Here is a 26,572-nt window from a genome sequence, read left to right on the forward strand (position 1 = left end):
TTGACCGCCTTCGGGCACGACCCCTGGTGGCTGGTGCTGGGCAAGGCGCTGGCCATCTTCGTGTTCCTGATGCTCAACGTGCTGGTCGCGATCCTGCTCGAACGCAAGATTCTCGGCTGGATGCAGCTGCGGCCCGGCCCCAACCGGGTGGGGCCGTGGGGCGCCCTGCAGAGCCTGGCCGACGGAATCAAATTGGCGCTCAAGGAAACCATCACCCCGGGCGGCGTCGACAAGTTCGTCTACTTCGCGGCGCCGGTCATCTCCACGATCCCCGCATTCACCGCGTTCGCGTTCATTCCGTTCGGCCCGGTGGTGTCGGTGTTCGGCCACCGCACACCGCTGCAGCTGACCGACCTCCCGGTCGCGGTGCTGTTCATCCTGGGACTGTCGGCGATCGGGGTGTACGGGATCGTGCTGGGCGGTTGGGCGTCGGGGTCCACCTACCCGCTGCTGGGCGGGGTGCGCTCCACCGCCCAGGTCATCTCGTACGAGGTGGCGATGGGGCTATCGTTCGCGGCGGTGTTCCTCTACGCCGGCACCATGTCGACGTCGCAGATCGTGGCCTCCCAGGACCGGGTCTGGTACGTGTTCCTGCTGCTGCCGTCGTTCCTGATCTACCTGATCTCGATGGTCGGTGAAACCAACCGCGCCCCATTCGATTTGCCCGAGGCCGAGGGCGAGCTGGTCGCGGGATTCCACACCGAGTACTCGTCGCTGAAGTTCGCCATGTTCATGCTGGCCGAATACGTCAACATGATGACGGTTTCCTCCCTTGCCACGGTCTTGTTCTTCGGCGGCTGGCATGCGCCGTGGCCGCTGAACATGTGGGCGGGCGCCAACACCGGGTGGTGGCCGGTGCTCTGGTTCACCGCCAAGATGTGGACCTTCCTGTTCGTGTACTTCTGGCTGCGGGCCTCGCTGCCCCGGCTGCGCTACGACCAGTTCATGGGGCTTGGCTGGAAGCTGCTGATCCCGGCCTCGCTGGTGTGGGTGTTGATCGCGGGGGTGATTCGCACGCTGCGCAACCAGGGGTATGAGCATTGGACCCCGGCGCTGGCGATCAGCAGCGTGGTGTTCGGTGTGGTGCTGGTGCTGGTGCTGCGAAAGCCCTTCACCGCCCCCGATATTCGCGCGATGGAACGACAGCTGCGCCGCCGGGCCAAACAGCTCGCCGGCCCCGAAAGCACCGCAGCTCTATTCCCGACACCGCCGCTGCCGGCGAAATCCCTGGCGGCGGCGAGCAAGGAGAAGGCCCGTGGCTAAATTCCTGGACGCCGTGGCCGGATTCGGCGTGACATTCGGATCGATGTTCAAAAAGCACGTCACCGAGGAGTATCCGGAAAAACCCGGTCCGGTCGCGCCGCGCTACCACGGCCGGCACCAACTCAACCGCTACCCCGACGGCCTGGAGAAATGCATCGGGTGCGAGCTGTGCGCGTGGGCCTGCCCGGCCGACGCGATCTACGTCGAGGGCGCCGACAACACCGAAGAGGCGAGGTATTCGCCCGGGGAACGCTACGGCCGGGTGTATCAGATCAACTATCTGCGGTGCATCGGCTGCGGCCTGTGCGTCGAGGCCTGCCCGACCCGGGCGCTGACGATGACCAATGACTACGAGATGGCCGACGACAACCGCGCCGACCTGATCTACGAGAAGGACCGACTGCTGGCCCCGCTGCTGCCCGGGATGACGGCACCACCGCACCCCAGGGCCCCGGGCGCCACCGACAAGGACTACTACCAGGGCAACGTGACCGCGAACGGGGTGCTCGAGAACCAGGACGGCGGGGCGGCCCGGTGATCGCGGTGCTGGCCTCGGGTCTGGCCTCAAACCTCGCGCAGGACACCATCACTCGCACCTCCACGGGTGAGGCGGTGACGTTCTGGGTGCTGGGCGCGCTGGCGGTGATCGGCGCGCTGGGGGTGGTCATGGCGGTCAACGCCGTGTACTCGGCGATGTTCCTGGCGATGACGATGATCAGCCTGGCGGTGTTCTACATGGTCCAGGACGCGCTGTTCCTGGGCGTCGTGCAGGTCGTCGTCTACACCGGCGCGGTGATGATGCTGTTCCTGTTCGTGCTGATGCTGATCGGCGTCGACTCCGCGGAATCGCTGAAGGAGACGCTGCGCGGTCAGCGGGTCGCCGCGGTGGTCACCGGTGTCGGGTTCGGCGTGCTGCTGATCGCCGCCATGGGCAACGTGGCCGTCGGCGGTTTCACCGGGCTGACCACCGCCAACGCCAACGGCAACGTCGAAGGCCTGGCGGCACTGATCTTTTCGCGCTATCTGTGGGCCTTCGAGCTGACCAGCGCGCTGCTGATCACCGCCGCCATCGGGGCGATGGTGCTGGCCCACCGCGAGCGCTTCACGCGGCGCAAGACGCAACGGGAGCTGTCCGAGGAGCGCTTCCGGAGCGGCGCATATCCCACCCCGCTGCCCAATCCCGGTGTGTACGCGCGCCGAAACGCCGTCGACGTGGCCGCGATGCTGCCGGACGGCTCGTACTCGCGGTTGTCGGTGTCGCGGATACTGCGCAGCCGCGGCGCGGACGGCAGGGAGCTCACCCAGCACAGGACCGCGTCCCCCGAAGCCGGCTCCGAGGTCGGCTCCGAGATTGTCAGGGGCGGCAGCTCGTGAATCCCGCCAACTACCTTTATCTTTCGGCGCTGCTGTTCACCATCGGCGCCGCCGGCGTGCTGCTGCGGCGCAACGCCATCGTGATGTTCATGTGCGTCGAGCTGATGCTCAACGCCGTCAACCTCGCGTTCGTCACCTTCGCGCGGATGCACGGCCACCTGGACGGGCAGATGATCGCGTTCTTCACGATGGTGGTGGCCGCCTGCGAAGTCGTCGTCGGTCTGGCCATCATCATGACGATTTTCCGTACCCGTAAATCGGCGTCGGTCGACGACGCGAACCTACTCAAAGGCTAAGAACGCCAAGATGACTCAATACACCTGGCTGCTCGTGGCATTACCGCTTGCGGGCGCCGCGATCCTGCTGTTCGGGGGCAGGCGCACCGACGGGTGGGGGCACCTGCTGGGCTGCGCCGCCGCGCTCGCGGCGTTTGGCGTGGGCGCGACGCTGCTCGCCGACATGATCGGCCGGGGCGAGGCGGACCGCGTCATCCATCAGCGGGTGTTCAGCTGGATTCCGGTCGGCGGACTCTCACTCGACTTCGGGCTGCAGATCGACCAGCTGTCCATGTGTTTCGTGCTGCTGATCTCCGGGGTCGGGTCGCTGATCCACATCTATTCGGTCGGCTACATGGCCGAGGACCCGGACCGCCGCCGGTTTTTCGGCTATCTCAACCTGTTTCTGGCCTCGATGCTGCTGCTGGTCGTCGCGGACAACTACGCCGTCCTGTATGTCGGCTGGGAGGGCGTCGGCCTGGCGTCCTACCTGTTGATCGGGTTCTGGTACCACAAGCCGTCGGCCGCCACGGCGGCCAAGAAGGCGTTCGTCATGAACCGGGTCGGTGACGCCGGGCTGGCGTTGGGAATGTTCTTGATGTTCAGCACTTTCGGCACCCTGTCCTACGCCGGGGTGTTCGCCGGCGCGCCCGGCGCCGGCCGCGGCGCGCTCACGGCGATGGGCCTGCTGCTGCTGCTGGGCGCCTGCGCCAAGTCCGCGCAGGTTCCGCTGCAGGCCTGGCTCGGGGACGCCATGGAGGGCCCCACCCCGGTGTCGGCGCTGATCCACGCGGCCACCATGGTGACCGCCGGGGTGTACCTGATCGTGCGGTCCAACCCGCTGTACAACCTGGCGCCCGACGCGCAGCTGGCGGTGGTGATCGTCGGCGCCGTGACGCTGCTGTTCGGGGCGATCATCGGCTGCGCCAAGGACGACATCAAGCGTGCGCTGGCGGCGTCGACGATCAGCCAGATCGGCTACATGGTGCTGGCCGCCGGCCTGGGCCCGGCCGGCTACGCGTTTGCGATCATGCATCTGCTCACCCACGGCTTCTTCAAGGCCGGGCTGTTCCTGGGCTCCGGCGCGGTGATCCATGCGATGCACGAGGAGCAGGACATGCGCCGCTACGGCGGCCTGCGCGCCGCGCTGCCCATCACGTTCGCCACGTTCGGGCTGGGATATCTGGCGATCATCGGCGTGCCGCCGTTCGCGGGATTCTTCTCCAAGGACGCCATCATCGAGGCGGCCCTGGGCGCCGGCGGCGCCCGGGGCTATCTGCTGGGCGGGGCCGCGCTGCTCGGCGCGGGCATCACCGCGTTCTACATGACGCGCGTGATGCTGATGACGTTCTTCGGCGAAAAGCGTTGGGCGCCGGGCGCTCACCCGCACGAGGCGCCCGCCGTGATGACGTGGCCGATGATCCTGCTCGCGGTGGGGTCGGTGTTCTCCGGCGGGCTGCTGGCGTGGCGCGGCACCATGCAGCACTGGCTGCAACCGGTGGTCGGGGCCCACGAAGAGGTGACCCACGCCGTCCCGGCCTGGCTCAGCACCACACTGGCGCTGGGCGTCGTCGCCGTCGGCATCGCGGTGGCCTACCGCATGTATGCCACGGTGTCCATTCCGCGGGTGGCCCCCGCCCGGGTCTCGGCGCTCACCGCCGCCGCACGCGCCGACCTCTACGGCGATGCCTTCAACGAGGAGGTGTTCATGCGCCCTGGCGCGCAACTGACTTCGGCGCTGGTCGAAGTCGACAACGCGGCCGTGGACGGCTCGGTCAACGCGCTGGCGGCACTGGTCAGCGCGACCTCGAATCGCCTGCGCGGGCTGCAAACCGGGTTCGCCCGCAACTACGCGTTGTCGATGCTGGCGGGTGCCGTCCTGGTGGCCGCGCTCATCCTGGCGGTGCGGCTGTGGTGAACTCGCCTGTCCTGAACAACGTTCCGTGGCTCACGGTGCTGTGGCTGGTGCCGCTGGCGGGCTCGGTGCTGATCATCCTGATGCCCCCCGGGCTGCGGCGGCTCGCCAGGTGGACCGGCCTGGTCGTCAGCGTCCTCACGCTGGCGGTGTCGGCCGTCGTCGCGGCCGGCTTCAAGCCCGGTGGCGCCGCGTACCAATTCGTCGAAAGCCACCGCTGGATACCGGCCTTCGGCGCCGGTTACAGCCTCGGCGTGGACGGCATCGCCGTGGTGCTGGTGCTGCTGACCACGGTGCTGATCCCGCTGCTGCTGGTGGCCGGCTGGCACGACGGCGGCGAGCGCACCCGCGGCGTGCACGCCTACGTCGCGCTGACGCTGGCCATCGAGTCGATGGTGCTGATCTCGGTGATCGCGCTGGACGTGTTGCTGTTCTACGTGTTCTTCGAGGCCATGCTGGTCCCGATGTACTTCCTGATCGGCGGTTTCGGTCAGGGGTCCGGACGGTCGCGGGCCGCGGTGAAGTTCTTGCTGTACAACCTGTTCGGCGGCCTGATCATGCTGGCGGCGGTGATCGGGCTGTACGTGGTGACCGCGCAGGGCGGCTCGGGCTCGTTCGACTTCCGCGACATCGTGGCCGGCTTCGCGTCCGGCCGCTACGCCGCGGACCCCGCGGTGATCAAGCTGCTGTTCCTGGGCTTCATGTTCGCGTTCGCGATCAAGGCCCCGCTGTGGCCGTTCCACCGCTGGCTGCCCGACGCCGCCGTCGAGGCCACCCCGGCGACCGCGGTGCTGATGATGGCGGTGATGGACAAGGTCGGCACCTTCGGCATGCTGCGCTACTGCCTGCAGCTGTTCCCCAGCGCCTCAACGTACTTCCGCCCGCTGATCGTCGTCCTGGCCGTCATCGGCGTGATCTACGGCGCGATCGTGGCGATCGGCCAGGCCGACATCATGCGCCTGATCGCCTACACGTCGATCTCGCACTTCGGGTTCATCATCCTGGGCATCTTCGTGATGACCAGCCAGGGCCAGAGCGGCTCGACGCTGTACATGCTCAACCACGGCCTGTCCACCGCGGCGGTGTTCCTGATCGCGGGCTTCCTGATAAAGCGGCACGGCAGCCGGGCGATCGCCGACTACGGCGGCGTGCAGAAGGTTGCCCCGATCATGGCCGGCACGTTCCTGGTGGCGGCCATGGCCACCCTGTCGCTGCCAGGCCTGGCCCCGTTCGTCAGCGAATTCCTGGTCCTGCTGGGCACTTTCAACCGGTACTGGCTGGCCGCGGCGTTCGGGGTCACGGCGCTGGTCCTCGCGGCCATCTACATGCTCTGGCTGTACCAGCGCGTGATGACCGGGCCGGTGGCCCCGGGCAACGACCGCATCGGCGACCTGAAGGCGCGCGAAATGGTCGTGGTGGCACCGCTGATCGCGCTGCTGATCGGTATCGGGATCTACCCGAAGCCGGTCCTGGACGTCATCAATCCCGCGGTGCAGAACACCATGACCACCATCGGCCAGCACGATCCCGCGCCGACCGTGCCACCCGGCACCGCGCCCCGGACAGCCGAAGGACCGCACCGATGACCCTCCCCACCCCCAGCGTCGAGTACTTCCTGCTGTGCCCGATGCTGATCGTTTTCGGCATCGCGGTGGCCGGCGTGCTGGCGGAAGCGTTCGTGCCCAGGCGAATTCGCTACGTCGCGCAGGTGACGCTCGGCCTGGGCGGTTTGCTCGCGGCGTTCATCGCGATCGTCGTCGTCAGCCGCAGCGTTGCGCCGTCCGGTCGCAGCGCGGTCCTGGGCGCGATGGCCATCGACCGGCCGACGCTGTACCTGCAGGGCACCATCGTGCTGGTCGCGATGATGGCGGTGATCTTCATCGCCGAGCGCAGCGCCGTTGCGCAAAGTTCGGAGCGCAAGGTGGCGGTGGCGGCCGCCGGACACGGTGCCGGACTGGATTCCTTTGCCCCGCAGGCGTCCGCGGTGCCGGACAGCGAGGCCGAGCGCGAGGCCGAGCGGGCCGGCGTCGCGCAGACTGAGCTCTTCCCGCTGCTGATGCTCTCCGTCGGCGGCATGATGGTGTTCCCCGCGTCCAACGACCTGCTGACGATGTTCGTCGCGCTCGAGGTGCTATCGCTGCCGCTGTACCTGATGTGCGGGCTGGCCCGTCATCGCCGGCTGCTGTCCCAGGAAGCGTCCATGAAGTACTTTCTGCTGGGCGCATTCTCGTCGGCGTTCTTCCTCTACGGCGTGGCGTTGCTCTACGGCGCCACCGGCACGCTGACGTTGCCCGGCATCCGCAATGCGCTTGCAACGCACGGCGATAGCTCGATGGCGCTGGTCGGTGTCGCGCTGCTGTCGGTCGGGTTGCTGTTCAAGGTCGGCGCGGTCCCGTTCCACTCCTGGATTCCCGACGTCTACCAGGGTGCGCCCACCCCGATCACCGGGTTCATGGCCGCAGCGACCAAGGTCGCGGCGTTCGGCGCGCTGCTGCGGGTGGTCTACGTCGCGTTGCCGCCGCTGCACGATCAGTGGCGGCCGGTGCTGTGGGCCATCTCGATCCTGACCATGGCCGTCGGCACGATCACCGCGGTGAACCAGACCGACGTCAAACGGATGCTGGCCTATTCGTCGGTGGCCCACGTCGGTTTCATCCTCACCGGCGTGATCGCCGACAACCCCGCGGGCCTTTCCTCCACACTCTTCTATCTGGTCGCCTACAGCTTCAGCACGGTCGGCGCGTTCGCGATCGTCGGCCTGGTCCGCGACGCCGACGGTGTGGAGGACGCCAACCTGTCCCACTGGGCCGGGCTCGGGCAGCGCTCACCCATTGTGGGCGTGATGCTTTCGATGTTCCTGCTGGCCTTCGCGGGCATTCCCCTGACGAGTGGGTTCGTCAGCAAGCTGGCGGTGTTCAAGGCCGCCGCCCAGGGCGGTGCCGTGCCGCTGGTGGTCATCGGTGTGATCGCGAGCGGGATCGCGGCCTACTTCTACGTGCGGGTGATCGTGTCGATGTTCTTCACCGAGCCCACCGGCGACACACCGCACGTGGTGGCGCCCGGCATCCTGAGCAAGGCCGCGATCGCGGTATGTGCGGCGGTCACAGTGGCTTTGGGGATCTTCCCGCAGCCGCTGCTGGATCTGGCCGACCACGCCGCGGCGCTGCTGCACCTGGTCGCAAGCGCCGGTTAGTCAGTCCGAACCCAGGAACGGGCGGGTGGCCAGCACGTAGATCGCCAACACCGCGACCGGCGCCGCGAGCGGCAACCAGGGCAACCGCAGCGGGAACGCCGTCGCGACGATCCCGGCGAGGGTAAACCCCACGGCGGCAACGACTGTCGGCCAGCCCTCCAGCACGACCCGGGTGACCCTGCCGGCCGCATGCCGGCACACCAGGTAGCCGGCGGCGCACAGGCCGGACAGCGCGGCGGGCACGGGCCGCGGATCGGACAACGCGATCGCGGCCACCACCAACAGCACGGCAACCATGGCGGCCGGCCGGAAGACCATCCCCACACCCACCGCGATCACCGAGACCGCGCACGCAACCGCCGCGGGCCCGTGGGAGCCGACCGCGGCCACGCCCACCATCAGGAGGCCGAAAACGGTTGCGGCGACACGGATCACTGCTAGCCCCGCAGCCGTCCCCGAACCCGGCGGCGCCGGTCCGGCAACACGGCCATCGACTGGTCCAGGCTGCGATCCCCCTGCCAGGAAACGATGTCGACGCCCAGGGTGGCCATGTCGCGATACATGGCGGAGCGCTGCAGCGCCCACATCCGGTCCACCAGGGGGTCCTGCTCGTCCTGAAACGGGGACCTGTCGAGGATGTCGACGGCAAGGACGACGTGGCCGCGCCGGCGCAGGTCGATCAGCGCCAGCGCGAATTCGGTGTCCAGCAGCGTGGAGAACGCGATGACGATCGCCCCGGCGGGAACGGCGGCGCGCGGCGCCAGTGTGCCCGTTGTGTTTTCGAACCCCGCGCCCGCCCCCAGCACGGTGTCGAGCACCCGATAGAACTGGCGCTGCCCGATGTCGGCGCCGAGCCAGCGCGGGCGGTTGCCCCCGAGCGCGACGATCCCGGCACGGTCGCCGTGCCGCAACGCGGTCTGCACCACCTGGGCCGCGCCCCGGGCCATCCGCTCGGTGGCCGCGGTCGCCGGGCCCGCCGGCTGCCGGTACGTGTCGATCAGCACCACCACGTCGGCGGCGCGGTCGGTCAACCGCTCGGTCACGTGCAACTGGCGCCGGCGCGCGCTCACCGCCCAGTTCACCGCCCGCAGCTGATCGCCCGGCACATAGGCCCGGATGTCGGCGTATTCGACGCCCGGCCCGACGTGCCGGGTGAGATGCGCGCCCAGCCGGTCGAGCAACTCGGTTCGCGGGATCGGCGTCGCCTGCGGCGGCGTCAGCGGAAACACCAGGACGCTGGCGGCCTCCACGGTGGCCGTCCCCGCGAGCAGCCCGCCGCGCGCGACCACGTCGACGCGGGCCCGAATCGGATATCGCCCCCAGCGCGCCGCGGTCACCGCCACGGTTTGGCGACGGGAATCCTTATCCAGAACGTCCAGCTGCATCCCGTCGACGGCCGTCACCGTCAGCTCGGCCGCAGGGGCGCCGGTGGCGTCCGCCTGCTCCGATAGCCACACGGTCACCCGCGCCTGCTCGTTTTCGAAACATCGCTGCGCGTCGGGCTCGCCGTGCACGCGGACCGTCGGCACCGGGCGCTGCCAGCTGATCGAGCACAGCACGCCGAGCAGCGGCGCCGCGAACGCGATCAGCTGCCAGCGCGCCCCGATCACGGCGGCCGCCAGCGCAACCAGGGCGCAGGTCGCGACGGCCAGCGTCAGTTGCGATGCGCGCCAGCGGAACTCGACTTCGCGGGTTTGAGTCACAGCAAGCTCACACCGGACTCATGCCGTCCCCCCGCGCGTCCGGGGCACCGGCAGGCGCCGCAGGAGTTCCTCGACGACGTCGGCGCCCTGCACCTTGCGCACCCACATCTCCGGCCGCAGCGTGATGCGGTGCGCGATCGCCGGGGTGGCCAGCGCCTTGACGTCTTCGGGGATCACATAATCCCGGCCCAGCAGCAGCGCGCGGGCCCGGGCGAGCTGGACCAGGTCGAGTTCGGCGCGCGGGCTGGCGCCGACGGCGACCTGCGGATGATGCCGGGTGGCGTTGGCCAGGGACACCACGTAATGCAGGACGTCCTCGTGCACCGTCACCTGCTCGACCGATTCCCGCATCGCCAGCAGGTCGTGCGCGTCCACCACCTCGTCGACGGTCGGCTCGGCCGAACCGCGTTCGAGGCGCCGGCGCAGCATCGAGGTCTCGTCGCGCTCGGAGAGGTAGCGCAGCTCCAGCCGGATCGCGAACCGATCCAGCTGCGCCTCCGGCAGTGGATAGGTGCCCTCGTACTCGATCGGGTTGTCGGTCGCCAGCACGATGAATGGTGTTGGCAGCTTATGGGTTTCGCCGTCGATGCTCACCTGGCCTTCGGCCATCGCCTCCAGCAGCGCCGCCTGGGTCTTGGGCGGAGTGCGGTTGATCTCGTCGGCGAGCAGCAGGTTGGTGAAGATGGGCCCGGCGCGGAACTCGAAGCGGCCGGACTGCATGTCGTAGATCGTCGATCCCAACAGGTCCGCGGGCAGCAGGTCCGGGGTGAACTGCACCCGGGTGAATCGCAGTCCCAGCGCCGCGGCGAAGGATCGGGCGATCAGCGTCTTGCCGAGGCCGGGCAGGTCCTCGATGAGCACGTGGCCGCGCGCCAGGACCGCGGTGAGGATCAGGGTGAGCGCGGAGCGCTTCCCCACCACCACCCGTTCGATTTCGTCGAGCACCGCCTCACAGTGCGCGGTGGTCGTGGCGGCCGGCATCGTTGTCATACTTGTTCCAACCTCTGCAGGATCTCTTCGAACGCCGCACGGCCGGGACCGGGCCGGTGGTCACCGCCGCGCGCGACGTTGTTGGGGTTCACCCATTCCCACAGTTGGTCGCCGAACAGCATTTGTCCGGTCGAGTGAAACGCCACGGGGTCCTTGGATTGCTTTTGGCCCGTTGCCATTTCGTATCGCCGCGCAAGCATCGGGCGCAGGTGCCGGTCCCAGTCGGATCGGGTGGACTCCGACCAGCGGATCGTGGTCTCGGTGGTGGCGAGCCAGCGGCGCAACGAATCCCCCAGATCGTCGGGGTCCGGCTCGCCGGTGGATCCCATCCCGTGTCCGAGGACGCGACGGACGCTGAGCAGGACCAGCGCCAGCGCGACACCCGATGCCACCAGCACGAACTTGCGATCGTGCACGATCAGCGTCAGCAGCTCGATCCCGACGATGAGGCAAACACCCAGGGAGATAAGCTTTTTCATACCGGGCTCCGCAGATCCGCGAGGACCAGCCGCAGCACCCGCACCGCCGTCTCGCGATGCCCCTCGTTCATCACGTGCGGACTGAATCGTGCCTCCTCGAACAGGTTCACCAGCTGCACCGCGTTATCGACCTGCAGCGCATGGTTTTCGACGGCCCGGCCCACCACCTCGGTCGGGGTGTCGAACTCCTGGGGGGCGGCGCCCGGAACGTGGGCGAGCTCCCGTTCCATCGCGGCATAGCACGCGATGATCGCCTCGCGAGGTTCGCGGTCGAGGTCACCGATCTCGGCCAGCCCGAGTTCGGCCGCCCGCGCAAGCGATTCCGAGGGTTTGGGCGGAGGCGCAGGCTCGACGTGGTCGTCGACGACGGTGACAGGTTTGGACGCCTTCCACCGCCGCAGCGCCATGGTTGCCGACCCCGCGACGATGATCAACAACAACGGAACCGTGGCGGCGAGCAGGATTCCGAGCATGTCCCCGTTGTCGTCTTGCGGGTGCGGCTGTTGCGGCGGCTGCGGGTTGACGCGCGCCGAGGGCGGCGCGCCGGCGGCCGGGTTCTGCGGCGGCGGGGTGACCTGGTGCGGGGCGAACACCCGGGACAGCAGCATCGCGACCAGCAGCCAGGCCACGATCACGCCGAGCCCGATCAGCAGCACCCGCCAATTCGGCCGTCCCCTGCCGGTGCCGAGCATTTCGGACAGGTCCCGGTTGTAGGGCGCAAGCGCACGCGGGTCGCGCAATCGGGCGATGACCGCGAAGCCCACCAGCGCGACCGCCACGCCGAGGGCCGCGGCGACGAACACCAGGGCCGCCCGGTTGGCGCCCGCCTCGGAGCGCGCCGCGTGTTCGTGAGCCGGAAGGTATCCCCGCAGCGCGGCCGCGACGACGATCAGCAGCACGATCAGCGCGACAACGCGCCCCGTGGGCTTGTCAATACCGGGCATCGGCACACCACTCGACCGGTTCGCCTGCCGCCGTTGCGGTACAGGCCTTTCCTCATACTTGCACGTCAGGCACGTGCAACGCCAGAAACGGCGCCGACGCGCCTGGGTTATCCACAGTCGCTGTTTCATCCACAGTGCGCGGTCGTATGCCGGGCGAACGTTGCGCAGTTCGTACACACGTTCGATAGATTTGGGGCATGGGTCTCCCGATCGGTGGTGAGCAGGCACGTGAGCGGATCCGCGCCGCTCTCGATGCGATCGACGCTGCCCAGCTGGTGCTGCGCGAGACCCCCTCGGATGTCGTCGGCAACGATTTCCGCGTCGGGGTCGCCGAGCGGTTGGAAACCCAGGATCGCACCAATCGCGGGCTGATGTATCGGTTCTTCGGCGAGATCGCCGACCCGCCCGACGGGACCGGATTCGTGCCCGCGGTGCGCGACCTGCTTTGGGCGCGGCTGCGCATCACTCCACAAGAGATCACGCGCCGGTTCAAACTGGCCGCCCGGATTCGGCCGCGGCGTTCGCTGACCGGCCCGCCGCTGCCACCCGACTTGCCCGAGTTGGCGGCCGCGGCGGAGGCCGGCGCGGTCGGCGAGGACCACATCCGCGTCGTGTGCCGCGCGGTCGATGTCCTGCCGGGCAGTGTATCGCCCACCGACGTGGCCGAGGCCGAGCGCACGCTCGTCGAGCATGCCAGAAAGCTCGACGCCCGCGTCGTGACCAGGCTGGGCCAGCGCATCGCCGACTACCTCAATCCCGACGGGCTGTTCACCGACGAGGACCGGGCGCGGCGGCGCGGGCTACAGCTGGGCCCGCAGGGGCCGGATGGGATGTCGCGGCTGTCGGGATTGCTGGACCCCGAGGCCCGCGCCTACTTCGAAGCGATCGAGGCCGCGGTGCGGCCCGGGCGCCACCAGCCCGAGGCCGCCGGGCCCGAGCAGCGCGATCAGCGCAGCGCCGCCCAACGCTGCCACGACGCGCTCAAACTCGCCCTGCAGACCGCCATCGGCTCGGGTGAGCTCGGAACCCACCGCGGTCACCCGGTCACCGTCGTCGCCACCACCACCCTGGCCGAACTCGACCGCGCCGCCCACGCCGCGCTCGACCCGTCGATCCCGACGCCCGCACCGGCGAGCACCGGCGGCGGGTCCAGGCTGCCGATGCCGGACCTGATCCGCATGGCCGCCAAGGCCATTCACTACCTCGCGGTGTTCGACGACCACACCGGCCGGCCGCTGTATCTGGGTCGCCAAAAACGCATCGCCACCGCCGACCAGAGGCTGATCTGCTACGCCCGCGACCGCGGCTGCACCCGCCCCAACTGCCTGCAACCCGGCTACCGCTGCGAGGTGCACCACGCCCCCGACTGGATAGCGGGCGGCCGCACCGATGCGGACAAGCTGTTTTTCGCCTGCGGCTGCGACCACGGCGCGGCCAGCCGCGGCGAATATCACACCGAGGTCACCGAGAACGGGCGCCTCGGGTGGACCGACGGCAGTGGGCCACCACAAATCAACCACGCCCACCACCCCGAGGAACTTCTCCGCGGCGACCCCGACCCACCGGATCCGCACGAAGGTTGAGCACCGGGTTGCTTCCACGATCGCAGCTGCCGAGACTTGATTCGTGCCGCCCTACCGTGACCTGGCGGCGTTCGATGATCGAGCGCCCCAATACGACCGCGGCTGGCGTGGCCGGCTGCACCATGAGATTTCGGATCGAACCGCCGCTCTCGCCGTTGCGACCGCCTCCTCTCCCAGACACGTGCTGGACGTGGGGTGCGGCACGGGTTACCTGCTGCGCACCCTCGCTGGCCGTTATCCGGACGCGAGACAGCTCTGCGGAATCGATGCCGCGCCTCAAATGATCGCGACAGCAAGTGCTTTCACTCCCGATGATCGATTGACCTTCACCGTCGGGGTGGCCGAAGAGATTCCCTACCCCGACGCCACTTTCGACCTCATCGTCAGCACCACATCGTTCGACCACTGGACCGATCAGCAGGCGGGACTCGTGGAATGCGCGCGAGTCCTGCGCCCCGGAGGCCGATTGGTGCTCGTCGACCAGTTCTCGCGGTGGCTGCTGCCGACCTTGGCTACCAGCCGTCGCGGCAAGGCCCGCACCAAGGCCCGCGCCGGCAACCTCGTCCTGCACGCGGGGTTCCGTTCCCTGCAATGGCACACGGTGTACGCCACGATCATCAGAGCAGTGACCGCGACCAAGCCGAGCCCTAACCGAGCGTGAAGGGCCGGAAGCTGCCGTCGAGGACGTCGAGATGGCCGATCGTGCGACCGGTGACCACGCCCGGGTCCACCAGTGCCAATTGCACTGCGGCACGGGCGAATTCATCCGCGGGGGCGGTGTCGACGAACTCGCGGGCGTAGTACGCCAGCCCCGGGGTGAGGATCGGTTTCGACGGCGACAGCGCGTTGACCGCGATGTTGTGGTCGGCCAGGTCGTACGCCGCGCACTGGGTGAGATGCTCGAGTGCCGCCTTGGACCCGCCGTACCCGGGCAGGACCCCGCCGCTGCGGTCGGGGTAGGGCCCGTTGCCGGGCATCCGGGACGCGACCGAGGTGATGTTGACGATCGAGCCGCCGCCCGCCTCGATCATGTCCGGGCACACCAGTTGCATCAGCTCGTAGGCGGCGAAGACCGCGATGTCGAAGTGCCGCCGATACGCGTGCAGCGGGGTGCTGACGAAACCCGGCCAGCCGGGCTTGGCACCCGAGACGGACTCGGGCTTGGCTTGCTTGGGGCGCGGCTGCGCGCCGGGCGCCGGCGGGCGGCCGGGCGCCGTGAAGGCGGCGTTGTTGACCAGAATGGTGATGGGGCCCAACGCTTCTCGCGCCTCGTTCACCAAGCGCGCGACGTCCTCGCGGTCGGTCAGGTCGGCGCGGACCGGCACCGCGCGCCCGCCGGCCGCCTCGATGTCGGCGACCGTCTCCCCGATGGTTCCCGGCAACCGGTCGTCCCACACCCGCTCGGTGCGCCCCGCGACGGCCACCGCCGCGCCGTCGGCCGCCAGCGCCAGCGCGATCGCCCGGCCCAGGCCGCGGCTGCCGCCGGTGACGATCGCGGTCCGGCCCGCGAGCCGCCCGGTCATCCCGTCACCCCGTGCACCACGATCGCGGTGGTTTGATCCACCCACGCATCGTCCAGCTTTTCGTCCGGGCGCAGCAGCATCCGAAGCATCGTCGCTCCCCCGATCAACTCGATCAACCGGTCCGGATCCACCTCGGGATGGGCCTCACCGCGGTCGATGGCCTCGCGCAGCCGCACCCGCACCGCCAGGAACACGTCGGCGAAGCGCGACATCACCCGGGCGTTCAGGGCGGGATCGGCCGTCATGTCCGCCAACAGCCCGGGCAATGCGGCCCGCACCACCGGGGTGGTGAACACGTCGCGGGTGGCCTCGATCATCATCCGGACGTCGGCCGCGATGTCGCCGGCCGGGGCCTCCAGCGCGGTGGGCGCCGTCGGGAACGCCGCCTCGTGCACCAATTCGGCCTTGCTCGACCACCGCCGGTACAGCGCCGATTTCGTGGTCCCGGCGCGCTCGGCCACCGCGGCCAGGCTGAGGTTCGAATAGCCGATCTCCACAAGCAGTTCCGCGGTCGCCGCTAGGATGGCCGCGTCGATGCGCGGATCCCGGGGCCGCCCGGCGCCCGGGGCCTTGTCAAGGTAGGACGGGTCTGCTTTCATAACGCTACCTACCGTATCGTAATTGCCGCGAGAACGTGTCGAAGAATGGAGGCACCAGTGGCAAGTGAACCGGCGCTCGACAACGTCGACCGACTTCAGCGCTCCAGCCGCGACGTCACCACCCTGCCCGCCGTCATGTCGCAATGGCTGTCCACGGTCCTGCCCGGCGGCGCCAAGCCCGAGGTCATCGTGGAAAGCGGCGTGGACTCGACGGGCATGTCGTCGGAAACCATCATCCTGACCGCCCGCTGGCGGCATGACGGGCAACCGGTCGAGCAGAAACTCGTGGCCCGGGTCGCGCCCAGCGCCGAGGACGTCCAGGTCTTCCCGACCTATCGCCTGGACCACCAATTCGAGGTCATCCGCAAGGTCGGCGAGCTCACCGACGTGCCCGTCCCCCGGGTGCGCTGGCTGGAGAACACCGGCGAGGTGCTGGGGACGCCCTTCTTCCTCATGGACTACGTCGACGGCGTGGTTCCCCCCGATGTCATGCCCTACACCTTCGGCGGCAACTGGTTCGCCGACGCACCCGCCGAGCGCCAGCGTCAACTGCAGGATGCCACCGTGGCGGTGCTGGCGAAGCTGCACTCGATTCCCAACGCGGCGAACACGTTTGGCTTCCTCACGCAGGGGCAGACCGGCGACACCGCGCTGCGCCGGCACTTCAACTGGGTGCGCTCCTGGTACGACTTCGCGGTGCCCGACATCGGCCCCTCGCCACTGCTGGAGCGGACCTTCGGCTGGCTGGAAGACAATTGGCCGCACGAGGTGGCCGCGCAAGAGCCCGTGCTGCTGTGGGGCGACGCCCGGGTGGGCAACGTGCTGTACCGCGACTTCGCCCCGGTGGCGGTGCTGGACTGGGAGATGGTGACACTGGGGCCGCGTGAGCTCGATGTCGCGTGGATGATCTTCGCGCACATGGTGTTTCAAGAGCTCGCCGGTTTGGCGACGCTGCCGGGCCTGCCCGAGGTGATGCGTGAGGACGACGTCCGCGCCACCTACCGACGGCTCACCGGCGTCGAGGTGGGCGACCTGCACTGGTTCTACGTCTACTCGGGTGTGATGTGGGCTTGCGTCTTCATGCGCACGGGTGCGCGGCGGGTGCACTTCGGCGAGGTGGAGAAACCCGACGACGTCGAATCGCTGTTCTACCACGCCGGATTGATGAGGCGTCTCATCGGAGAGGAACGCTGATGCTTGGCCCGCTCGACGAGTTCCCGGTCCATCAAATCCCCCAGCCGATCGCGTGGCCGGGCTCCTCGGACCGCAACTTCTACGACCGCTCCTACTTCAACGCCCACGACCGCACCGGGGACATCTTCGTGATCAGCGGCATCGGCTACTACCCCAACCTCGGGGTCAAGGACGCGTTCCTGCTGGTGCGGCGCGGGGACACGCAGACCGCGGTGCACCTGTCCGACGCCATCGATCAGGACCGGCTGAACCAGAACGTCAACGGCTATCGGATCGAGGTGATCGATCCGCTGCGCAAACTCCGGCTGGTCCTCGACGAAACCGAAGGCATCGCAGCCGATCTCACCTGGGAAGGCCTGTTCGACGTGGTGCAGGAGCAGCCGCACATCCTGCGGTCCGGCAACCGGGTGACGCTGGACGCGCAGCGGTTCGCCCAGCTCGGCAGCTGGAGCGGCCGCATCGCCATCGACGGCGAGGAGATCGCCGTCGACCCCGCGACCTGGCTGGGCAGCCGCGACCGGTCCTGGGGCATCCGGCCGATCGGTGAGCCCGAGCCGGCGGGCCGGCCCGCCGACCCGCCGTTCGAGGGCATGTGGTGGCTGTATGTGCCGATGGCGTTCGATGAGTTCGCGATCGTGCTGATCATCCAGGAGGAGCCCAACGGGTTCCGCTCGCTCAACGACTGCACCCGGATCTGGCGCGACGGCCGCGTCGAGCAACTGGGCTGGCCGCGCGTCAAGATCCACTACCGCTCCGGCACCCGCATCCCGACCGGCGCCACGATCGACGCGACCGCCCCCGACGGCACCCCGGTCCGCTTCGACGTGGAGTCCAAGCTGCCGGTTCCCATCCACGTCGGCGGTGGCTACGGCGGCGACTCGGACTGGCTGCACGGCATGTGGAAGGGCGAGAAGTTCGTCGAGCGCCTGACCTACGACATGACCGACCCGGCGATCGTCGCGCGATCCGGTTTCGGCGTGATCGACCATGTGGGCCGCGCGGTGTGCCGCGACGGCGATGCAGATCCGGTAGAGGGCTGGGGCCTGTACGAGCACGGCGCGCTGGGCCGCCACGACCCGTCCGGGTTCAAAGACTGGTTGACGGTGGCGCCGTAGCTAATTCAGCTCGTCGACGATCGCGGCCAGGGTCTCCAGTCCGATGGGCGTGGGCTGATACAGGAACACGGTGTCGCCGACGCCGTCGACCCGGTCCCGGATGTGCGCGGCGATCTGCGCGGGGGTACCGCAGCCGGCCAGCGTGTGCAGGATCTCGTCGTCGATCAGGCTGGCCATCTCCTGCCAGCGGCCCTGTTTGGACATCGCGTTGAGCTCGGGCTGCAGGTCCTGCCAGCCGTGGGCGGCCAACACCGGCCGATACGCCGGCGTGGACCCGTAGAACGCCAACAGCTTTCGCGTGCTCGCGTGCCCGTCCTCCTCGCTCGCCGACACGATGATTTCGGGAATGACGGCGAACTCGTCGGGCCGCCGGCCACCGGCCCGCAGCCCGTCGCGCACCGCGGGCATCGTGCTGTCGTGCAGAAAACGCTTGGACCCGAACGGCATCACCAGCAGGCCGTCGGCGTGCTCGGCGGTGGCCCGGGTCAGCTTCGGCCCGAGGGCGCCGACGTAGATGGGCGGCGGACCGTACGGGTTCGGGCCGGGATCGAACGTCGGCGTCATCAGCGTGTGCCGGTAGTACTCGCCCCGAAAGTCCAGGCGGGCACCGGAATTCCACGCGTCGAAAATCGCGCGCAGGGCGGCGATCATCTCCGTCATGCGGACCACCGGATGGTCGAACTGCGCCCCGAACCGCTTCTCGATCTGCGGGCGCACCTGCGTGCCGAGACCGAGGATGAATCGGCCGCCGCTGAGCAGCTGGTGATCGTTGGCCTGATGCGCCAGGTGGATCGGGTTCCGCGGAAACGCGATCGCCACGTTCGTCATCAGGTCCAGTCCGCCCACCGCCGCGGCCAGCGTCAGCGGGGCGAACACGTCGTGCGGTCCCTCGAAGGTGGCGACACCGCTGGCTCCGGCGTCCCGCAGGGCCCGCGCGCGCTCGGCCGCGTCGGTGAGTCCGTAGAGCGCGGTGAAGACTTTCAAAACACCTGCCTGAGCACTGCTGACGACCGCCCGGGGAGGCCGGGCAACGGAATTTACCCTACGAGTCGGTGAAATGCGGTTGACTAGGGGACGTGACAGACCCGCCGCGGATTGTCGACGTCGTCGTGGTGGGCGCTGGCTTTGCCGGGTTGACCGCGGCCCGCGAGCTCACGCGACAGGGCCATGACGTGGTGGTCTTCGAGGGCCGCGACCGCGTCGGCGGGCGCTCGTTCACCGGGAGCGTCGCCGGACTGCCCGCAGACCTGGGCGGCACGTTCGTCGGCCCGACCCAGGACGCGGTCCTGGCGCTGGCGTCCGAGCTCGACGTCGCGACCACCCCGACCCACCACGACGGCAAGAACGTCATCCACTGGCGCGGCTGGGCAAAGTCCTACCGCGGCACCATCCCCAAGCTTTCGCTGACCGGGCTGGTCGACATCGGCCGGTTGCGTTGGCAATTCGACCGAATCGCCCGCAGCATCCCGCTGGCGGCCCCCTGGGACGCGCGCCGCGCCCGCGAACTCGACGGCCTGTCGCTCGGCGACTGGTTGCGCTCGGTGCGCGCCACCGCCTCGTCCCGCGACCTGCTGGCCATCGTGTCCCGGGTGACCTGGGGGTGCGAGCCCGACGACGTGTCGATGCTGCACGCGGCGCGCTACACGCACGCGGCCGGCGGCCTGGACCGGCTGCTCGACGTCGAAAACGGCGCCCAGCAGGATCGTTTCCCCGGCGGCACCCAGCAGATCGCCGAGGCGGCGGCCGCCGAACTGGGCACCCGGGTGGTGCTCAACGCGCCGGTGTGGCGGATCGATCGGCACGGTGGGGGCGTGACCGTCTTCTCCGATCGCGGCCAGACCGAGGCCGGGTTCGTCATCGTCGCCATCCCCCCGGCCCATCGCGCTTCCATCGAATTCGCTCCCCCGCTGCCGGCCGAGTACACCGAACTCGCCAAGCATTGGCCCCAGGGCCGGCTCAGCAAGGCCTACGCGGCCTACTCCACGCCGTTCTGGCGCAACGACGGGTTCTCGGGTCAGGCGCTGTCCGACGAGGGCCCGGTGTTCATCACCTTCGACGTCAGCCCGGACGCCGACGGGCCGGGCATCCTGATGGGTTTCGTCGACGCCCGCGCGTTCGACTCGCTGCCCACCGACCAGCGCCGCCGCGACGCGTTGCGCTGCTTCGCCCAGCTGTTTGGTGACGACGCGCTCAAGCCCCTCGACTATGTCGACCACCGTTGGGGCACAGAGGATTTCGCTCCGGGAGGCCCGACGGCCGCGGTGCCGCCGGGGTCGTGGACGCGATACGGGCCGTGGTTGCGCGAGCCGGTCGGGCCGATTCACTGGGCCGGCACCGAGACCGCGGACGAGTGGACCGGGTTTCTCGACGGCGCGGTGCGGTCCGGCCAGCGGGCGGCCGCCGAGATCGCCGCCCGGTTGCTGTGAGCTGAACTGCTAGGAGCTGATCCGCCGGATCCCGACGTCGGCCGCCGATTCGGCAAGTGCCCGCAGCCGGCCGTTGACCTCTTGGGGATGTTCCAGCATCGAGCAGTGGCCGCCGGGCAGTTCGACGAGGCCGACGACGTTGGGCGCCGTGCGAGCGATCCTGCGGGACTGGCCGATCGGCGTCAGCCGATCGCGTTCGCTGCCGATGACCAGGGTGGGCACGGTCAAACCGTCCAGATCGAGGTACCGCGACCCCAGCGCGTCGACGAGCATCTTCGCGCAGCCGCCGCGCCCGGCCGGCGCCGTCTGGGCGAACAGCTCGTGGATCAGCCGCGCGGCGCTCGGGTCGGCGTCCCTGCCGACCGCCAGCATCGCGATGATGTAGCGGCTGGGCATCCGGGTCACCTTCGGCAGCGGAAACCCGCCGAACGCGCCGATCAGTCCCCGCGCGGCCAGGACCCGGGCCTCGGAGAACCGGCGCAACTCGCTCGGCACCGACAGCAGCTTCACCTCGCGCACCAGGTCGCCGGTGGTGGTGTTGATCAGCGCGACCGCGTCGGCGCGCCGATGGACCTTGTGCCGGTAGCGCGCCGACCACGCGGCGATGGTGATGCCGCCCATCGAGTGCCCGGCCAACACCGCCCGTTCGTGCGGCGCCAACGTCGCCTCCAGCACCGAATCCAGGTCGGACGCAAGGTGTTTGAGGCTATAGCCGCCACGCCGCGGGACGCCGCTTCGGCCGTGACCGCGATGGTCGAACGCGATCACCCGATAGTCGGTGGACAGGTCCGCGATCTGGTACGACCACGCGCGAATGGCGCAGGTGATGCCGTGCGTCAAAACGATGGGATAGCCGTCGGGCGGCCCGAACACCTCCGCGTGCAGCGGGGTGCCGTCGGCCGCGCGGACGGTCAGCGTGCGGCTCGGGGGCAGTGCGTCGGGCAGCCGCTGGGCCATGCGGGTCGATCGCCGAGCGCTCATCGCTGCACCCCCCTCGAACACGGCACCGTCGCCGCACGCTGGATGTGGCGAGTTTACCCGCGGTCAACGACGAAGCGGGCCGAATCGGCCCAATACACGCCGCTAATTTCCGGACGGCCGTCCAACAATCGCGGCGCCAAAGCGGGCCCCGCCCGACGGGGTGTGAGACGCTGGCCATCGTGGCCCCGATGTCGCGTCGGGAGTTTTTCGCGGCCACGACGGGCGTGGTCGGCGCGGGGCTGGCGGCCGCCTGCGCGCCGGACACGGGACCACCATCGTCGGCGCCGGCGGACACCAAATCGGTCCTCGTCGTCGGCGCGGGGATGGCCGGCCTGGCCGCCGCGCGCAGCCTCGCCGACGCGGGGTGGCCGGTGCGCGTGATCGAGGCCCGCGCCCGCATCGGCGGCAGGGTGGCCACCAACCGCGATTGGGGCACCCCGCTCGAGATGGGCGCGTCCTGGATCCACGGCACCACCGACAACCCGCTGATGGATCTGGCGCAACGGGCGCGGGCACAGCTTGTCCCGACCGACTATCACGGGTGGGCGAAGCTCGCGGTCGACCCGCGACTGCCGCCCCTGGACTATCGCCCGGGGCGCTGGAGCGAGTTCGTCGAACGGGCCCGCGACCGCGCCGACGGCGGGAGTCTGCGCGCCGCCGTCGACGCCGCGGCCGCCGGCCTTTCGGATTCCGACCGCGCCCAGCTGAACTTCTACATCGCCAGCGAGATCGAGGACGAGTACGCCGCGGGCGCGGATCAACTGTCCGCCAAGACATTTGACATGGGCGAGTACGCCGGCGGCGACCAGGACGTGATCACCAGCGGCTACGATGCGCTGCCGCGGTTGCTGGCCGACGGGCTCCAGATCGTGCTGAACGCCCCGGTGACCGCGATCGCGCGACGGGACGGCTCCGTCGTCGTGCGGACGAAGGACCGCTCCTTCGAGGGGCCCGCGGCGATCGTCACCGTTTCGCTCGGCGTGCTGAAATCCGGTGCCATCGCGTTCGACCCGCCGCTTCCCGACGGACACACCCGCGCGGTGAACGCGCTCGGATTCGGCGTGCTGTCCAAGAGCTATTTCCGCTTCGCCCGGCGCAGCTGGGACGCGGAGAACGCCTTCTACCTGTTCCTCGGGACCGACGCCGGCGCGTGGTCGCAGTGGTTCACCCTGCCGCGCGCCGCGGGCCCGATTGCGTTGGCGTTCAACGCCGGTGACCGCGGCCGCTGGGTGGAGTCGTCCTCGCCGAGGGACGTGATGGTCAGCGCGCTGCCCGTCGCGCGACAACTGTTCGGCGACGACGCCGCGCCGGTCGAGGTCGCGACGTCGGCCTGGGCCGCCGACCCCTACGCCCGTGGCGCCTACTCGTTCCACGCGCCCGGCTCCGGCCTCGAGGACCGGCGGCGGCTGCAGGAGCCGGTCGGCGACCGGCTGTACCTGGCGGGTGAGGCCGTCGGCGTCAGCAATCCGGCCACCGTGACCGGCGCCGTGCTCAGCGGCCGTCACGCCGCGGCCCAATTGATGCGCCGGCTGGGCGGTTAGCGCTCCAGCGCCCTCGCGCAGCCGTCGAGGACCGCGAGGAAGCTGGAACGCAGCACCCGATAGCTGATCGCCTCCAGCACCCTGCCCCCGGCCCGGGCCGGATGGGTGTAGTGGCTCAGCCAGTCGACGTGGGTGCCGCCGTCGGCGGCGGTGAACGTCAGCGTCCCGCCCTCGTGGTTGAACGGGGGGAACGACCGGACGATGAGGTAGGAGTAGCTGTGCGGCCGATCGTAGGCGGTGATCTCCTCGCGAAACCACGTGCCGGCGCCGACCACCTCGCGCACCGCGCCCGCGCCGGGCGGAGGCGAGTCCTTCGCCCAACCGGCCCGCAGCGCCAGGGGGGCGGCGGTCAGGTTGACCGGATCGGCCAGCCAATCGAAGACCCGGTCCACGGGCGCCGCGATCGTCCGTTCCAAGTGAATCTCGACCATCAACACATGGTAGCCGGGCGCTCGCCGAGGAGCCAACTCGCCTGTGCCCCAGGGGATTTCCGGCGGTTTAGGGGCGGGCGCCGACCGCGTCCTCGACGAGCTGCAAAGCCTCCGGAATCGAATCGACGATCGGCAGTCCGTGGTCGGCCACCACCCGAGTGAGCCGGCGCAGCGTCGGGCCGCCGACCACCTCGCAGAGCCGCTCGGCTTCCTGGTTCTCGCGGTTGACGGCGATCAGTGCCCGAAGACCCGTCACATCGAGGAAGTCCAGGTGACACAGGTCGAGGATCAGCGGGGCCTGCTGCCGCGAGATGCGCCGGATCGCCCGGGCCACCAGGGCGGCGTTGGCAGCGTCGATTTCACCTTCGATGCGCACGACGGTGGCCAGGCTGCGCGCGTGAATGCACAGTTGCGCACCGGCGCAATCGATCGGACAGCGCAAGCGCGCTGGTAAGGCTGCCATGGGCCGCGCCCCATCAACTCAACGTGAGGTACAGCGTACGCCGGGCGGGCACGGCGAGCGGCCCAACCGGGGCCGCGCACGCCATCGGATGGTCGCAAATGACCAGTCGCACAGGCGATTTCGGGGCGTGCCGCGGCGACCGGGCTGCGATGGGGGATTTCGTTTCGCGGCTCAACCGCTTCGCTTGTCGCCGGTATTGTCCCGGGGGCGAAGCGATCTGCGCGGAAGCTCACTGTTTGAGCGTGGTGTGCGGGCTCTGGCCGTAGGCCTGCCGGTACAGCACCGCGAACCGGCCCGTGTGGGCGAAGCCCCAGCGCTGCGCGACCTCGGTGACGGTGGTCGCGGTCCGGTCGCCGTTCGTCAGCTCCTGATGCGCGCGGTGCAGCCGGACCCGCCGCAGGTACTCCGTCGGAGTCGTATCGAGCCGCTGGCGGAACAGGTATTGCACGGCCCTGGGCGTGAGATGCACCGCGGCCGCGACATCGGCGACACCGACGTCGGCGGCGGCATTGCGGTGGATGAACTTCACCGCGTCCTTGAGTGTGTCCGGCACCGCGGGATCGCTCAGCAGGTCCTGCTGCGCGGTCACGTTCGACGGGTAGCACTCGAGCAGCGCCGTGGCCAGCAGGGGGGCCGCCGCGGCGGCGAGCAGCGGTTGCTGGGCGGTGTCCGCGGACGCGAAGGTGGCGGTCACGTAGTCCAGCGCCCGGTGCCAGGCGCGCACCGCGGCGCGCGAGCGCGGGCGCCAGCTGAGGAACTGAATGTGCTGCGGCAACGGGGTGAGGCGGTCCGCGGCGACCTTGTGCAGCACGTCCGCCCCGATGCCGACGACGTCGAACCGGGCCGCGTTCACCTGCATCACGCAGGACATGCCGTGGGCCACCAGCAGCGGGCAGTCGGCAATCGGCAACGGCCCTCCCGTCACGGTCAGCGATCCCGCGCGCGGCTGGATCACCAGGACGGAGTCCGCGGGCGGGACCTCGCACACCATTCGGCCCTGGATCATCACCTCGTCGAAGGTCATCGAGCCCGTTTCGCACCGGCGGTGCACGACGGCCGAGCCCCTCGCGAGACCGGTGACCTGCCAACCCGGCCGGTAGGCGTCGGCGAAGAAACGACGCGCGGCGTCCGGCTCGCTGGTGCGGAATTGCTCGTAGCGGATCGCGGCGGGGCCATGCATCCCGCCGGGATCGCGGGCGCGAGCATGGTTCACGGCGTGGAGGTCGACGTGGATCGCGTTGAGGTCACCGGCGGGGCTCATGGCGGGGCCGGGGGCTGGGGTTTCGGTGATGCTCGTCATCGTGGGGGTCGGCATCGGGGCCTAGTAAAGCCTACAACGCCAAAGGCTACGCCGCTGATGCTCGCCCCGCCCACGCGGCTACCGTGCACCTTGCAGCGACGGCGCCGGCGAGCGTTGCGAATCGACCTGCCGGTAGATGTTCACCGCGTCAAGGGCGATCCGGTCCCAGGTGAAGCGTGACAGCGCCCGGCTGCGCCCCGCCGAGCCCATGCTCTGGCACTGAAATTGTTGCGCCAGAAGGCTTCTCAATGACGTCGCGAATTCGTGCGGGTTACCCGCCAGGACTCCGGTCACCGAATCTATGACGACGTCGGCCAGGACGCCCACGGGCAGCGCGACCACCGCCACGCCACTGGCCATGGCCGCCAGCGCCGGGGCGGGGCGCGGTGGGCGGCGCGGCGTGCACGCGAGGATGTCGGCGGATCGCAACAGCATCGACAATTCGTCGCCGCCGAGGGTGCCGGCGAAGCGCACCCGGTCGGCCACGCCCAATTCCGCGGCGAGGCGTTTGAGGCCGTTGCGCGCCTTGCTGCGGTTGCGATCGGTCGCGTCGGTTTCCGCGATGACGAGCTCCGCGTCCGGGACCTTGGGCATCACCCGGATCGCGATGTCGAAGCCGTTGCCCGGCAAGGGATTCGGCGCCAGGCACAGCACGCGGTGGCGGTCGGTGCGCTCGAGCGCCGGCCCCACGGAAGTGAATTGCTCGACGTCGACCCCGCTCGCCAGGACGGACACCCGCGCGCGGCCGTGACGCAACCTGGCCAGCGGGTCCACGTCGGCACTGCTCTCGACGGTCACCCAGTCCGCGTTGCGGGCCAACAGCGGCTCGAGGCGCTCGCGTTCGGTGACTTTGCGCCGGCGGGCGGCGTTTCGGGGCGGCGACGCCAGGGCCAGGTCCTGGAACGTCTGGACCGTCGGTAGCTGCTGCCGCCGCGCGGCCAGCTGGGCCGCCAGGCCGCCCAGCCACCCGTACGCGTGCACGATGTCCGGCCGGTCCGACGACCAGAGGCGCTCGAGGGTGGCCGCCCACTCGCCGACGAACGGCAACAGCTCGGCATCCTTGCGGGCGCCGGGGGGACCGACCCGGATCCCGACGGCCCGGCAGTCCCCGTGGGGAGCGCCTTCCGGGGGCGGCTGATCGGTTTGCCGGACGTAGGCGGTGACGTCCTGCCCTTGGGCGGCGAGCGCGGCGCCCAGCCGGATCGGGTCCTCACGGACGACGTCGTCGCCGCTGACGAGCGCGAGCTTCATCTCAGCTCCCCTCGGATCTCTTGGAAGCC

Annotated in this window: 25 protein-coding genes and 1 pseudogene; 13 read left to right on the forward strand and 13 right to left on the reverse strand. The window is 69.7% G+C overall.

All coding sequences use genetic code 11. The features are described from left to right. From nuoH to nuoN, 7 genes and pseudogenes are all read left to right on the forward strand, one after another. Entirely contained in the window at positions 1-1,263 is a 1,263-nt protein-coding gene (gene nuoH / locus AC5Y6X_RS21625) for an NADH-quinone oxidoreductase subunit NuoH (protein WP_499989401.1), read from the forward strand. Further along, a pseudogene (gene nuoI / locus AC5Y6X_RS21630) lies at positions 1,247-1,801 on the forward strand (NADH-quinone oxidoreductase subunit NuoI); the annotation flags it as partial. The gene nuoH and the pseudogene nuoI, both read left to right, overlap by 17 nt. A 20-nt stretch (positions 1,802-1,821) precedes the next feature. Continuing rightward, positions 1,822-2,637 carry an NADH-quinone oxidoreductase subunit J gene (locus AC5Y6X_RS21635; RefSeq protein ID WP_499989403.1) on the forward strand — a complete coding sequence of 272 codons (816 nt, stop codon included), beginning with the start codon at positions 1,822-1,824 and terminating at the stop codon, positions 2,635-2,637. Further along, a complete protein-coding gene (gene nuoK, locus AC5Y6X_RS21640; protein ID WP_324678206.1) occupies positions 2,634-2,933 on the forward strand; it encodes an NADH-quinone oxidoreductase subunit NuoK in 300 nt (99 codons plus the stop codon). Before AC5Y6X_RS21635 ends, nuoK begins: the two co-directional genes overlap by 4 nt. 10 nt (positions 2,934-2,943) lie before the next feature. Then, complete coding sequence (gene nuoL, locus AC5Y6X_RS21645) at positions 2,944-4,830, forward strand: NADH-quinone oxidoreductase subunit L (protein ID WP_499989063.1); 1,887 nt, start codon at positions 2,944-2,946, stop codon at positions 4,828-4,830. An 11-nt stretch (positions 4,831-4,841) separates the two neighbouring features. After that, positions 4,842-6,413, forward strand: coding sequence for an NADH-quinone oxidoreductase subunit M (locus AC5Y6X_RS21650; RefSeq protein ID WP_499989404.1), 1,572 nt, complete (start codon positions 4,842-4,844; stop codon positions 6,411-6,413). Then, positions 6,410-8,020, forward strand: a complete 1,611-nt coding sequence (gene nuoN, locus AC5Y6X_RS21655; protein WP_499989064.1) for an NADH-quinone oxidoreductase subunit NuoN — start codon at positions 6,410-6,412, stop codon at positions 8,018-8,020. The genes AC5Y6X_RS21650 and nuoN overlap by 4 nt, the downstream gene beginning before the upstream one ends. Here the strand turns inward: nuoN and AC5Y6X_RS21660 are convergent, their stop codons facing one another. The 5 genes from AC5Y6X_RS21660 to AC5Y6X_RS21680 are packed head-to-tail and all read right to left on the reverse strand — an operon-like array spanning position 8,021 to position 12,136. Beyond that, positions 8,021-8,419 carry a hypothetical protein gene (locus AC5Y6X_RS21660; protein WP_499989405.1) on the reverse strand — a complete coding sequence of 133 codons (399 nt, stop codon included), beginning with the start codon at positions 8,417-8,419 and terminating at the stop codon, positions 8,021-8,023. A 38-nt stretch (positions 8,420-8,457) separates the two neighbouring features. Beyond that, a complete protein-coding gene (locus AC5Y6X_RS21665) occupies positions 8,458-9,723 on the reverse strand; it encodes a DUF58 domain-containing protein (RefSeq protein WP_499989065.1) in 1,266 nt (421 codons plus the stop codon). Between the two features lie 18 nt (positions 9,724-9,741). Next, positions 9,742-10,713 carry an AAA family ATPase gene (locus tag AC5Y6X_RS21670; protein WP_499989067.1) on the reverse strand — a complete coding sequence of 324 codons (972 nt, stop codon included), beginning with the start codon at positions 10,711-10,713 and terminating at the stop codon, positions 9,742-9,744. After that, entirely contained in the window at positions 10,710-11,192 is a 483-nt protein-coding gene (locus tag AC5Y6X_RS21675; protein WP_499989069.1) for a hypothetical protein, read from the reverse strand. Before AC5Y6X_RS21675 ends, AC5Y6X_RS21670 begins: the two co-directional genes overlap by 4 nt. Continuing rightward, positions 11,189-12,136 (reverse strand): DUF4129 domain-containing protein, encoded by a 948-nt coding sequence (locus tag AC5Y6X_RS21680; RefSeq protein WP_499989070.1) that lies wholly within the window; start codon positions 12,134-12,136, stop codon positions 11,189-11,191. The genes AC5Y6X_RS21675 and AC5Y6X_RS21680 overlap by 4 nt, the downstream gene beginning before the upstream one ends. A gap of 197 nt (positions 12,137-12,333) precedes the next feature. On the opposite strand from AC5Y6X_RS21680, the gene AC5Y6X_RS21685 reads away from it, so the two are divergent. Together AC5Y6X_RS21685 and AC5Y6X_RS21690 are read left to right on the forward strand one after the other, a co-directional pair. Further along, positions 12,334-13,719 (forward strand): 13E12 repeat family protein, encoded by a 1,386-nt coding sequence (locus tag AC5Y6X_RS21685; protein WP_499989072.1) that lies wholly within the window; start codon positions 12,334-12,336, stop codon positions 13,717-13,719. A 43-nt stretch (positions 13,720-13,762) separates the two neighbouring features. Next, complete coding sequence (locus AC5Y6X_RS21690) at positions 13,763-14,380, forward strand: class I SAM-dependent methyltransferase (protein ID WP_499989073.1); 618 nt, start codon at positions 13,763-13,765, stop codon at positions 14,378-14,380. On the opposite strand, the gene AC5Y6X_RS21695 is transcribed toward AC5Y6X_RS21690, so the two are convergent. Together AC5Y6X_RS21695 and AC5Y6X_RS21700 are read right to left on the reverse strand one after the other, a co-directional pair. After that, a complete protein-coding gene (locus AC5Y6X_RS21695) occupies positions 14,367-15,242 on the reverse strand; it encodes an SDR family NAD(P)-dependent oxidoreductase (RefSeq protein ID WP_499989074.1) in 876 nt (291 codons plus the stop codon). The two genes, AC5Y6X_RS21690 and AC5Y6X_RS21695, sit on opposite strands and share 14 nt — an antisense overlap. After that, complete coding sequence (locus tag AC5Y6X_RS21700; protein WP_499989076.1) at positions 15,239-15,841, reverse strand: TetR/AcrR family transcriptional regulator; 603 nt, start codon at positions 15,839-15,841, stop codon at positions 15,239-15,241. Before AC5Y6X_RS21700 ends, AC5Y6X_RS21695 begins: the two co-directional genes overlap by 4 nt. Before the next feature lie 57 nt (positions 15,842-15,898). Between AC5Y6X_RS21700 and AC5Y6X_RS21705 the strand changes: the two genes are divergently transcribed. Beyond that, on the forward strand, positions 15,899-17,035 hold the full coding sequence (locus tag AC5Y6X_RS21705; protein ID WP_499989077.1) for a phosphotransferase family protein: 1,137 nt from the start codon (positions 15,899-15,901) through the stop codon (positions 17,033-17,035). After that, a complete protein-coding gene (locus AC5Y6X_RS21710) occupies positions 17,035-18,150 on the forward strand; it encodes an Rv3169 family protein (protein WP_499989078.1) in 1,116 nt (371 codons plus the stop codon). Before AC5Y6X_RS21705 ends, AC5Y6X_RS21710 begins: the two co-directional genes overlap by 1 nt. Here the strand turns inward: AC5Y6X_RS21710 and AC5Y6X_RS21715 are convergent, their stop codons facing one another. Continuing rightward, on the reverse strand, positions 18,151-19,134 hold the full coding sequence (locus AC5Y6X_RS21715) for a TIGR03617 family F420-dependent LLM class oxidoreductase (protein WP_499989080.1): 984 nt from the start codon (positions 19,132-19,134) through the stop codon (positions 18,151-18,153). Positions 19,135-19,226: 92 nt separating this feature from the next. On the opposite strand from AC5Y6X_RS21715, the gene AC5Y6X_RS21720 reads away from it, so the two are divergent. Next, a complete protein-coding gene (locus AC5Y6X_RS21720) occupies positions 19,227-20,576 on the forward strand; it encodes a flavin monoamine oxidase family protein (protein ID WP_499989082.1) in 1,350 nt (449 codons plus the stop codon). Between the two features lie 9 nt (positions 20,577-20,585). On the opposite strand, the gene AC5Y6X_RS21725 is transcribed toward AC5Y6X_RS21720, so the two are convergent. Further along, complete coding sequence (locus AC5Y6X_RS21725; protein ID WP_499989083.1) at positions 20,586-21,557, reverse strand: alpha/beta fold hydrolase; 972 nt, start codon at positions 21,555-21,557, stop codon at positions 20,586-20,588. A gap of 188 nt (positions 21,558-21,745) precedes the next feature. On the opposite strand from AC5Y6X_RS21725, the gene AC5Y6X_RS21730 reads away from it, so the two are divergent. Further along, a complete protein-coding gene (locus AC5Y6X_RS21730) occupies positions 21,746-23,098 on the forward strand; it encodes a flavin monoamine oxidase family protein (protein ID WP_499989084.1) in 1,353 nt (450 codons plus the stop codon). Here the strand turns inward: AC5Y6X_RS21730 and AC5Y6X_RS21735 are convergent. From AC5Y6X_RS21735 to AC5Y6X_RS21750, 4 genes are all read right to left on the reverse strand, one after another. Further along, the gene (locus AC5Y6X_RS21735) at positions 23,095-23,529 is read right to left on the reverse strand and encodes an SRPBCC family protein (RefSeq protein WP_499989085.1); all 435 of its coding nucleotides are present in this window, start codon (positions 23,527-23,529) and stop codon (positions 23,095-23,097) included. The genes AC5Y6X_RS21730 and AC5Y6X_RS21735 overlap by 4 nt on opposite strands. Positions 23,530-23,596: 67 nt before the next feature. Next, positions 23,597-23,905 carry an STAS domain-containing protein gene (locus tag AC5Y6X_RS21740; RefSeq protein WP_499989087.1) on the reverse strand — a complete coding sequence of 103 codons (309 nt, stop codon included), beginning with the start codon at positions 23,903-23,905 and terminating at the stop codon, positions 23,597-23,599. A gap of 316 nt (positions 23,906-24,221) precedes the next feature. Beyond that, positions 24,222-25,307, reverse strand: a complete 1,086-nt coding sequence (locus AC5Y6X_RS21745; RefSeq protein WP_499989088.1) for a helix-turn-helix domain-containing protein — start codon at positions 25,305-25,307, stop codon at positions 24,222-24,224. A 63-nt stretch (positions 25,308-25,370) separates the two neighbouring features. Beyond that, on the reverse strand, positions 25,371-26,543 hold the full coding sequence (locus AC5Y6X_RS21750) for a glycosyltransferase (protein ID WP_499989089.1): 1,173 nt from the start codon (positions 26,541-26,543) through the stop codon (positions 25,371-25,373). Between the last annotated feature and the right edge of the window lie 29 nt (positions 26,544-26,572).

The organism is Mycobacterium sp. NGS26 (assembly GCF_059813025.1).

Excerpts from the sequence above, each read along its gene's own strand:
- nuoL (WP_499989063.1), top strand. The coding sequence starts at position 2,944 with ATGACTCAATACACCTGGCTGCTCGTGGCATTACCGCTTGCGGGCGCC.
- nuoN (WP_499989064.1), top strand. The coding sequence starts at position 6,410 with ATGACCCTCCCCACCCCCAGCGTCGAGTACTTCCTGCTGTGCCCGATG.
- AC5Y6X_RS21660 (WP_499989405.1), bottom strand. The coding sequence starts at position 8,419 with ATGGTGGGCGTGGCCGCGGTCGGCTCCCACGGGCCCGCGGCGGTTGCG.
- AC5Y6X_RS21670 (WP_499989067.1), bottom strand. The coding sequence starts at position 10,713 with ATGACAACGATGCCGGCCGCCACGACCACCGCGCACTGTGAGGCGGTG.
- AC5Y6X_RS21675 (WP_499989069.1), bottom strand. The coding sequence starts at position 11,192 with ATGAAAAAGCTTATCTCCCTGGGTGTTTGCCTCATCGTCGGGATCGAG.
- AC5Y6X_RS21680 (WP_499989070.1), bottom strand. The coding sequence starts at position 12,136 with ATGCCCGGTATTGACAAGCCCACGGGGCGCGTTGTCGCGCTGATCGTG.
- AC5Y6X_RS21685 (WP_499989072.1), top strand. The coding sequence starts at position 12,334 with ATGGGTCTCCCGATCGGTGGTGAGCAGGCACGTGAGCGGATCCGCGCC.
- AC5Y6X_RS21695 (WP_499989074.1), bottom strand. The coding sequence starts at position 15,242 with ATGACCGGGCGGCTCGCGGGCCGGACCGCGATCGTCACCGGCGGCAGC.
- AC5Y6X_RS21700 (WP_499989076.1), bottom strand. The coding sequence starts at position 15,841 with ATGAAAGCAGACCCGTCCTACCTTGACAAGGCCCCGGGCGCCGGGCGG.
- AC5Y6X_RS21710 (WP_499989078.1), top strand. The coding sequence starts at position 17,035 with ATGCTTGGCCCGCTCGACGAGTTCCCGGTCCATCAAATCCCCCAGCCG.
- AC5Y6X_RS21725 (WP_499989083.1), bottom strand. The coding sequence starts at position 21,557 with ATGAGCGCTCGGCGATCGACCCGCATGGCCCAGCGGCTGCCCGACGCA.
- AC5Y6X_RS21730 (WP_499989084.1), top strand. The coding sequence starts at position 21,746 with ATGTCGCGTCGGGAGTTTTTCGCGGCCACGACGGGCGTGGTCGGCGCG.
- AC5Y6X_RS21735 (WP_499989085.1), bottom strand. The coding sequence starts at position 23,529 with ATGGTCGAGATTCACTTGGAACGGACGATCGCGGCGCCCGTGGACCGG.
- AC5Y6X_RS21745 (WP_499989088.1), bottom strand. The coding sequence starts at position 25,307 with ATGCCGACCCCCACGATGACGAGCATCACCGAAACCCCAGCCCCCGGC.
- AC5Y6X_RS21750 (WP_499989089.1), bottom strand. The coding sequence starts at position 26,543 with ATGAAGCTCGCGCTCGTCAGCGGCGACGACGTCGTCCGTGAGGACCCG.